Below are 8,248 nucleotides of genomic sequence, written 5' to 3'. Positions count from 1 at the left end.
TGACCAGCGTGCCGGTTCAAATCGGCGGCGCGCCCGAAGTGGGCGCCGCACTGCTGAAGAATCTGCCGGGTGGCCAGGCAACCTGCGTGCAGGCTCAGGTGCCATTGCTACCCTCTGCGCAACGTATCGCCAACCAGGGCAAGCACCCTATCTGCACCGTTTGCAGCACTGCTGCACAGCCGGGTGGGCCAGGCGATGAATGAGTCGTTCGCGTTGCCCGATGCTCTACCGTGGGGGATGCCGGCCTACCTGTTGCTCGATGGGGTGAGCATGCCAGGCTTGGCGCAGCAACTGCACCGTTGGGGCAATGCCCCGTATTGCCTGTACTGGAGTACACGCTGGCAAGAAATTTCCGATATTTCGCCTTATCTGGTCGCACTGGAGGGGCCGGATGACCCCCTGCTGGCGCACCTGGTGGCGCATGCCGGGCAAGAGTGGGGTTATCTGCTGTTCAGTGAGGCCGACGCCCATGCCCTCTGCGGCCATTGGCGCCGCCTGCTCAGCGTCGAACATCTGCATGGCGGTGAAGTCATGTTGCGCATCGCCGACCCTGCGGTAATGCATCCCCTGTTCAGCCTCGCCGCGCAAGCCGGCAGCGCCCGCTGGTTCGGTCCGCTGGCGAGGGTCTGCCTGCCGGATGGTGCAGCGGCCACCTGGACCTGCCTCGAGCGTCCCGACCCGGCCATCGCAGAGCCCGCGGCCTACCGCTTGACCGAGCAAGAGCTCACGGCGCTGGGCGAGGTGGAGTTTCGTAATTTCGTTTTGCGCCTGGGTGAACACATGCACGCTTATTTTCCAGAGTTCATGGCCAGGTTCGCTGCGCACGAATGGCGGCCGTACGTGCAAAAAATTGCCGACAAGGCGTACCAGCGAGGCTTTTGCTCGGAGCAGGAAATCACCCTGTTCGCGAACGTATTCGGCTATTTGGCCGGGCAGCCGGTGAGCGACTTCCCCGAGATCGTTCAACTGCTCAGCGAACCGACCTCCAATTCGCCATTGAGCCGCGTGCTACGCGCTGCCGAACTCGCCGAACACCAGGCTACCGATCGACAAGGACGCCCATGACCACCCCAATCCCCCATGTCAGCGCCAATACCGCAGCCCAGGCCAAAAACGCCAAGGACGTGCGCTCCCCCCTGGGCGTCTGCCCGCTGATGAAAACCCACCTGCAATTGCTGCCGCTGCGCTACGGCCTGGTCGAACAACCGGACCCGGCGGGCGAATTGTCCATGCCTTTTTCACTCAAGAGCCAGCCACTGGGCATTCGCCTGCTGCGCGATGGCTACCTGTACATCATCAACGCCAGCAAAGGTGTATTGCACGAGTACCGTATCGAGAACGGCCAGATCACCAAGCTGCTGTGGCACGGGCAGGAGGTTTCGAGCGACACGCGCACCACCGCGGTCGGCGAGCCGCACCTGGTGTTCAATCGCAAGCACACCCTGTACGCCAGCTACTGTGAACTTCAGTGGACGGCCTTCAAATGCGCGCAGGTACTCGGCTCCAGCGACCAGCGCCAACGCCTGATGCAGCGCGTCGACCTTCAGCAGGTCTGCCCCGAGAAAGGCGGCGCCCACCTGCTGAGCAAAGCGCAGGCCGACAAATGGCTGGCGGAAGTTGCGAAGAGCGCCTTGTCGACCGCCCCTGGTGGCTCCAACCCGCTGCCCGACGGCACCGACCCTGAAGAACACATGCCCTACCACTGGGAACATCAACCGTTGTTCGGCGCTACGGCCATCGAAGCGCTCACCAGCAAAGTGCAGGGCCCCTACAAGGACGACTACCTGTTCCTGGTACTGCACGATGACATCGGCGTCATGCGTGACCTGGCCGCCGCCCAATTGAAAGTGGCGCACTGGCTAGGGCAGTGGAGTGCCGATGATACCCGCCAGGTCCAGTACCTGAGCGGTAGCTACATCCAGTCCCTGTACGAGGTGACCGGCGCACAGCTCGAGGCAATGAGCGAAACCGACAAAGACATCCAGGCGTTGCTGGACGACACCAGCGACCAGCAGCAGGCGGCCATTGAAAAGTACCTGAAAGTGCGCCGCGATTGCCCCGATCCGGGCCGCTTCGGTAGCGAGGCGCAATGGCGGGAAGCGGCCCAATACAACGTGTTCGCCAAAGTCTATGTCGGCATGAAGGATGCTTTGGGCGATCAGCTTTACCAAAAGCACCAACACACCCTCAACACCCTCAATCTGCACAGTCACCAGGTGCTGAACGGGGCGGCACTGGGCGAGCGGGGCATCGACCACCTGATCGACCGGGCCGCGATGGAAACCTTCGTCAGCGCGCAGCAAACCCTGCTCAGCCACTGGCATACGCGCCTGCGCAACATTCGCGAAGACCGGCTCAAGCTGTTTACCGGGGGGCACTTTCACCGCGCGGCCTGGTATTACGACTTCACGCTCGATGCGCAGATCCAGCACCGCCTCGAAACCGAATTCATGTGTGTGGCGGCGATGTGTGCCGACCGCGAGGCCACTGAAAAACTCGCCGCCTACCTGGAAGCGAACCTGCTGACCGTGGTGCCGGGGCTCGACACCCTGGCCCTGGCTGAACACGCCGACGTCACGAAAAAACTGGTGGACCTGAGCCAGCTCACCGTCAAGGCGTTCGAAGCCCCGGAAAACCTCGGCAACGTCAGTGTGCTGAGCAACCAGTTTCATACCCTGATGACCCAGCGCCTGCCCAATTACGCCAGGCTCAGTAGCCAGTTCATGGGGTTGCAGAGCATGTTGGAGCAAGCCTATAACCCGGCGCACCAACTGGAGGCGGCGGATCAACTCGAAAAGGCTCACGACACCTTCAAGCGGGGGCAAAGCGTCGACCCCAATGACTTCATTCGGCATATCGGCGCACCGGCTAGGCTGCAGCTGTTGCGTGGTTTTTCCCGCGAGGGCCTGACCTTGCGCGCAGCCTCGGCAACAGAAATTGCGGCGTTCAACAACGCCCGCGAGCAGTCGATGGAACTGCGTCGTCAACTCAAGCAACTCTACAAGTTACGCAGGACATCACTGGGAAGGCAACACATTGGCGTCGAAATGCCGGGCAACGAGGAGGTTTACAACCGGCACATCGCCCAGTTGAAAAGCGCACTCGTTCCCCTCGAAGAACGCCTCACCGGCGCCTTGACCACCGGTGGCCACACCCCGGCGCAGATCGGAACGGTGATCGAGGGGATGGACTGGAACTTGCGGGTGGAGATGAGCAATGCTGCGCGAGACTTTCGGGCGACGGGGACTTTTACCAAGCCGCTGTCGGTAGCGGTGCAATCGAAGGCGGATGGGATTGCGTTTGCGTTGTTTGTTATTCAGGGGCGGAAGTTTATTGAGGCGATGAGTGCAGTTGATGAAAAGGGTACTCGTTCTAAAGGCGAATGGTGGGCAATTCTTGACTCGTTTGTGGGGATGTCGGCGGCTGGATTTGCAGCGGTACAAGGGTTGTCAGTCACTCTCTTTCAAGCTCATCTTGGGCAGATGCAAAGTGCCGCCGGTAAGTTGAATGCGATGAGTCGCTTGGGAAGCTGGAGCGGCATTGCTGGGCTTGGCGCTTTCGGTTTTGGTGCTCTGGCGGCGACAATCGGCTTCGGTAAACATTCCCAGCAATGGGGTGAAGCCTTGGCCGCAGGCAATTACAAAGCGCTGGGCGCCACGACCCTGCAAATTACCGGCGACGGAGTGCTGGCTGGCACCAGCACCTGGGCCGCGAAACACACGGGTTCGATCGTCAAGACGGTCATGAGGGCTCCGACCGAACTACGAGCCCTGGCGTGGGCCGAAGCCAGTCCGCGACTGCTTGGCATCGCCGCGCACGCCAACCTGATTGGTCTGATCGGCACGGCCCTGCAACTGACGGGTGAGGGACTGTACAACTTCTTCCACCGAACCCCCTTGCAAGACTGGATGCACACCAGCGCCTGGGGTAAACGCTCCAGTCGGCGCAGCCTGCAGGACGAGTGGAGTGCGCTCGCCAAGATTACGCAACAACCGACGTGCGAGCTGGTTCGCGATGACAACAAAACCTATCTGAAACTGGTGCTGCCCGGCGTCAGCACCCATGAAATGGACAGTCGCCAGGTGCAGTTGCTGGCCTATCAACAGGGGCGTTACAGCAGAATTTTCGAGCCTTATAACTCCAGGCTGCGACCGCTGGAGTGGCGGGAAAGCACTGCCCCCTGGGCCACGAGTCTCGTCGTCGCCAGTGAAGGGCGCGAAGCGCTGACGCTGCACCTGCCCATTGATAACTACTTTCACGAGCAGCCCTTTGCCTTGGCGCTCACCATCGCCTATCAACTGGATGCCGAATACAGAGTGATCCACCCAACCTGTTTCGTGCTGCGTAATCTGTACGTCATCCCGGTGCGTGGGGGGCAAATCAAGGTACAGGGTTCCTTCAAAGTCGACGCCGTCGACAGCATGCCGGTCAAAACCGGCCAGGCCTCTTTCTGGTTGATCAAGAAAGACGAGTTGGTGTCGCCTTGATGTTCAAGAACGTGTTCAAACGCAAAAATAAGTTAGCCACCGAGCCCGGCCCGGATCTGCGCAGCCAACGGCCCCGCGCCGGTGAAATTCGCGTCGGCGGGTTGAGTGAAACCTTGTTCTTGTCGCCCTTGCCGGTTTACACCGGCCAGGCACAGTCTTCCCGCCGTAATTTTTCGGAGATGAACGATACCTATCTGGAGTTGGGCGGTAATAATCGGGGCATGGTGCAGCAGGGAAAGATGTTGGCGGCCGCGATCTGGATGGTATTGGTTACCGCATTTGTAGTGCCAGTTCTTATCTCTATCTGGCTCGCTGTTGGTAGCCCTCCGGAAATCGATATAAGGTTCTTCGATATTGTGGGGGAGGGAGTGCAAGTATTTGCCACCGGTGCATTTTTTCTTATTATTCCGTTTGGTGCCTACCTTTACGGCATGATCTCCAGCGTCTACGAAGACGCCAAAACCTACCCCGTGCGTTTCAACCGCCAACGCCGCGAAGTCTGTTACGTCGATCCCAAGACCCACCGCGTATTGATCGTGCCCTGGGAAAGTGTGGTGGCCTGGGTTTCCTCTAGCCAGGGCATCACCAGTTACGGCGCTACCCGCCAGTACACCCTGGGCATGGGCCTGGAGGATAACGAGCACGACACCGTGCAATTCCTGCTGCTACCACAACCCAGCGATACCCACTCGCTGGGTATGTGGACATCGATTCGCAACTACATGGAAGAGGGCCAATTGGTGGATGCGCCGAACCCGCTGCTCGCCGCAATGGGGCTTATTCCAACCGGAGACCGGCTCAAGCCCTATGAAGGGCTGCACACCTTTGAAATCGAACGCGAAGACATGCGCAGCCGGTGCCATATGGATGACTGTGGTGCCCAGCTTTCCGCCAAGGAGCGAGCAAGATTCGGCTATCCGAAACGAAGTCCGTGGCCCTTGCGCTTCTGGTACCTGCGCCGCGTGCTGGTGTTCTGGAAAATGCCCTACATGATTGCCGAATGGGGCCATCGCAAGGGCCGCCCGACGTTCCCCGAACAGGTGCAAGCCTGGTCCCAACCGCTGCCGCCGGAGCAGTGGGCCAGGCCGAGTGCGGCCTTGGTGAAAGCCAACCAACAGGTCAAGCACGCCATGGACAAAAACGGCTCGACCTTCGTCGAGGCCTGCAAGGCGGCGGGATTGCATTGATGGCGGATGATGGTTGTCAAAGCGTTAGCTGAAAGGGCAGCGATAGCCCGATCAGCCCATCGCCGCCAGCATCAACTCCAGGTTCTGCACGGCTGCCCCGGAAGCCCCCTTGCCCAGGTTGTCGAACACCGCCGTCAACAGCACCTGCCCCTGGTTGGCAAACACCGCCAGGCGCAGGTCGTTGCTGTCGTTCAGTGCCTGCGGGTCGAGCTGGGTGGTACTGCCACCTGTTTCCAGCGCCGCCACCTGTACATGACGGGCGCCGTGGTAGTGCTGCTCCAGGCACGCCTGCAGCTGCCCGGCGGCTACGCCGTCGGGCAACAGCCGCTCTTGCAGGGCGATGGTCAGCACGATGCCCTGGCGGTAGCTGCCATAGCTGGGCACGAACACCGGCCGCTGCGACAGGCCGGCGTGCTGCTGGATCTCCGGCACGTGCTTGTGGTCCAGGTTGAGCCCATACACCAGCAAGCTGTGCGCTGCTTGCGCCCCGGCGGCTTCATGGCGCTCCACCGCCGCACGCCCGCCACCGGAATAGCCCGATACGGCATTGATGGTCAGCGGGTAATCGGCAGGCAGCAGCCCCGCACTCACCAGGGGCTGCAACAGGGCGATGGCGCCGGTGGGGTAGCAGCCCGGGTTGCTCACCCGCTTGGCCTGGGCGATACGCTCGGCCTGTTCCTCGTTCAGCTCCGGCAAGCCATACACCCACCCCGGCGTAGTGCGATGGGCGGAACTTGCATCGATCACCCGTACATTCGGGTTGACGATGGCGCCGACCGCTTCGCGTGCGGCGTCGTCGGGCAGGCACAGGATGGCCACGTCGGCGCTGTTGATCGCTTCGGCGCGGCGCACCGGGTCCTTGCGTTCGGCCGCTGGCAGGGTGAGCAGGCGCAGGTCGCCGCGACCGTTCAAGCGGGCATGGATTTGCAGGCCGGTGGTGCCTTGGTCGCCATCGATGAAAACAACGGGCTGGTGCATGGGGTACTCAACGAATCAGGTCAGGGAAGTGCCTATGCTCGCGCCGATCTGGACGAAAGAAAATTTGAATATCATGATGCTGACATTCATCAAATCTGAATGATCACACCCCATGCGTGAAATCAGTCTCGACCGCCTGCGCACCCTTGTGGTGATCGCCGACCTGGGTTCGTTCGCCCAAGCGGCCCGTGCCCTCAACCTCGCCCCGCCCACGGTGAGCCTGCACATTGCCGACCTCGAGGCGCGCATCGGTGCGCCGCTGCTGTCGCGCCGGCGTGGGCAGATCCATCCCACCGCCATTGGGGAAACCCTGCTCGAGCGTGCCCGGCGCTTGCTGGCCGACGCCGAACAGGCACTCGATGAGGTGCAACGCCAGGTCCAGGGCCTGAGCGGCCGGGTGCGCCTGGGCGCGTCGACCGGTGCCATCGCCCATTTGCTGCCGCAAGCGTTGGACACCCTCGGCGTGCGCCACCCGGGCATCGACGTCCAGGTGCAGGTACTGACCTCGCGTGAATCCCTGGCCCGCCTGCAGGACGGCACCCTCGACCTGGGGCTGGTGGCCTTGCCGCAGGCGGCGGCCAAGGGCGTGCAGATCCGGCCGTGGCGCCGCGATCCGATCATGGCGTTCGTGCCGACGAGTTGGGCGCCGCCTGCGCGTGTCACCCCGGCCTGGCTGGCCGGCCGTGCCCTGATCCTCAACGACAGCACTACCCAGTTGTCGCGGGTGACCGGTGAATGGTTCGCCACGGCCGGCCTGCAGCCGCAGGCGCGTATCCAGCTCAACTACAACGATGCAATCAAGAGCCTGGTGGCGGCTGGCTATGGCGCTACCTTGCTGCCCCACGAAGCCAGTTCGCCGGAGCCCGACCCGCGCCTGTGCATGCGCCCGCTACGGCCGGGGCTGTGGCGTCACCTGGGTATCGCCAGCCGTGAAGGGCAGGTGGAGCAGAGCACCCGGCATGTGCTGCAGGTGCTGGTGGAGTTGGCAGGGCAGGCCTAGACCAACTTTATCCGCGTGCCCGGTTGCACGGCCGCCGGGTCGAGCCGTTCGAGCACAAAGGCCTCGGCCTTGCGCTGCAATTGGTCCAGGTGCCGGTCGCGCTGCTTCTCGGCATCGACCATGGCCCGCTTGCCGTGTTGTTGCAGCAGGTAGGTATGAATCTGCCGCACCTCCAGGGTGCGATAGATCGGCGCTACATCCACCATAGCCACCTGGCCGTTGCTGGCGTGGTCGCGGGTGTTCATCAATACCTGCGGCCCTCGCACGCCAATCACCTGAAAGCCCAGCGCCTCGAAGCACGCCACCTTGCCCACTGCGCACGCCAGTTCCGCATGGGGAAAGCGTGCGGTCATCTGCTCCAGCATGGCTCGGGCGATGCCCTGGCGGCGGTAGTCCTGGTCCACGGCCAGGTATGCCAGGGTGCAGGCCTCGGGGTCACCCTGTACCGGCAGGTAGAGGGCAAAGCCGGTGACGGTCTGCGGCTCGTCCCGGTCGGTGGCGACGATCAGCTCGACCCTCAGTTCGCCAGCGGCCTTCATTGCCTCGATGTACAGGTGAACCTCGAAGCCGATGCCGTACTGGTACAGGTTGTACAG

General features: G+C 62.2%; 7 protein-coding genes. 5 read left to right on the top strand and 2 right to left on the bottom strand.

The annotated features are described in order from the left end of the window. The 4 genes from NPS58_RS29455 to NPS58_RS29440 form a co-directional block, all read left to right on the top strand. A partial coding sequence (locus tag NPS58_RS29455) for a hypothetical protein (protein ID WP_274118596.1) occupies window positions 1-203 on the top strand: 203 nt, incomplete at its 5' end. Next, window positions 196-1,065 (top strand): DUF4123 domain-containing protein, encoded by an 870-nt coding sequence (locus NPS58_RS29450; RefSeq protein ID WP_274116358.1) that lies wholly within the window; start codon window positions 196-198, stop codon window positions 1,063-1,065. The genes NPS58_RS29455 and NPS58_RS29450, both read left to right, overlap by 8 nt. Continuing rightward, window positions 1,062-4,487 (top strand): toxin VasX, encoded by a 3,426-nt coding sequence (locus NPS58_RS29445; protein WP_274116357.1) that lies wholly within the window; start codon window positions 1,062-1,064, stop codon window positions 4,485-4,487. Before NPS58_RS29450 ends, NPS58_RS29445 begins: the two co-directional genes overlap by 4 nt. Continuing rightward, complete coding sequence (locus tag NPS58_RS29440; protein ID WP_274116356.1) at window positions 4,487-5,674, top strand: DUF6708 domain-containing protein; 1,188 nt, start codon at window positions 4,487-4,489, stop codon at window positions 5,672-5,674. The genes NPS58_RS29445 and NPS58_RS29440 overlap by 1 nt, the downstream gene beginning before the upstream one ends. A 51-nt stretch (window positions 5,675-5,725) precedes the next feature. Here NPS58_RS29440 and argC read toward each other — a convergent pair whose 3' ends face one another. Next, window positions 5,726-6,652: an N-acetyl-gamma-glutamyl-phosphate reductase gene (gene argC, locus NPS58_RS29435; protein ID WP_274116354.1), complete on the bottom strand. Its 927-nt coding sequence runs from the start codon at window positions 6,650-6,652 to the stop codon at window positions 5,726-5,728. A gap of 112 nt (window positions 6,653-6,764) precedes the next feature. On the opposite strand from argC, the gene NPS58_RS29430 reads away from it, so the two are divergent. Further along, entirely contained in the window at window positions 6,765-7,652 is an 888-nt protein-coding gene (locus NPS58_RS29430; RefSeq protein WP_274116353.1) for a LysR family transcriptional regulator, read from the top strand. Here NPS58_RS29430 and NPS58_RS29425 read toward each other — a convergent pair. After that, window positions 7,649-8,248 (bottom strand): GNAT family N-acetyltransferase (locus NPS58_RS29425; RefSeq protein ID WP_274118595.1); only part of this gene is annotated, 600 nt, incomplete at its 5' end. The genes NPS58_RS29430 and NPS58_RS29425 overlap by 4 nt on opposite strands.

It is taken from the genome of Pseudomonas putida (assembly GCF_028682455.1).
Lineage (GTDB): Bacteria > Pseudomonadota > Gammaproteobacteria > Pseudomonadales > Pseudomonadaceae > Aquipseudomonas > Aquipseudomonas putida_AA.
Note: the sequence above shows the minus strand (reverse complement) of the source record. Positions and strands in the feature narration are given on the sequence as shown.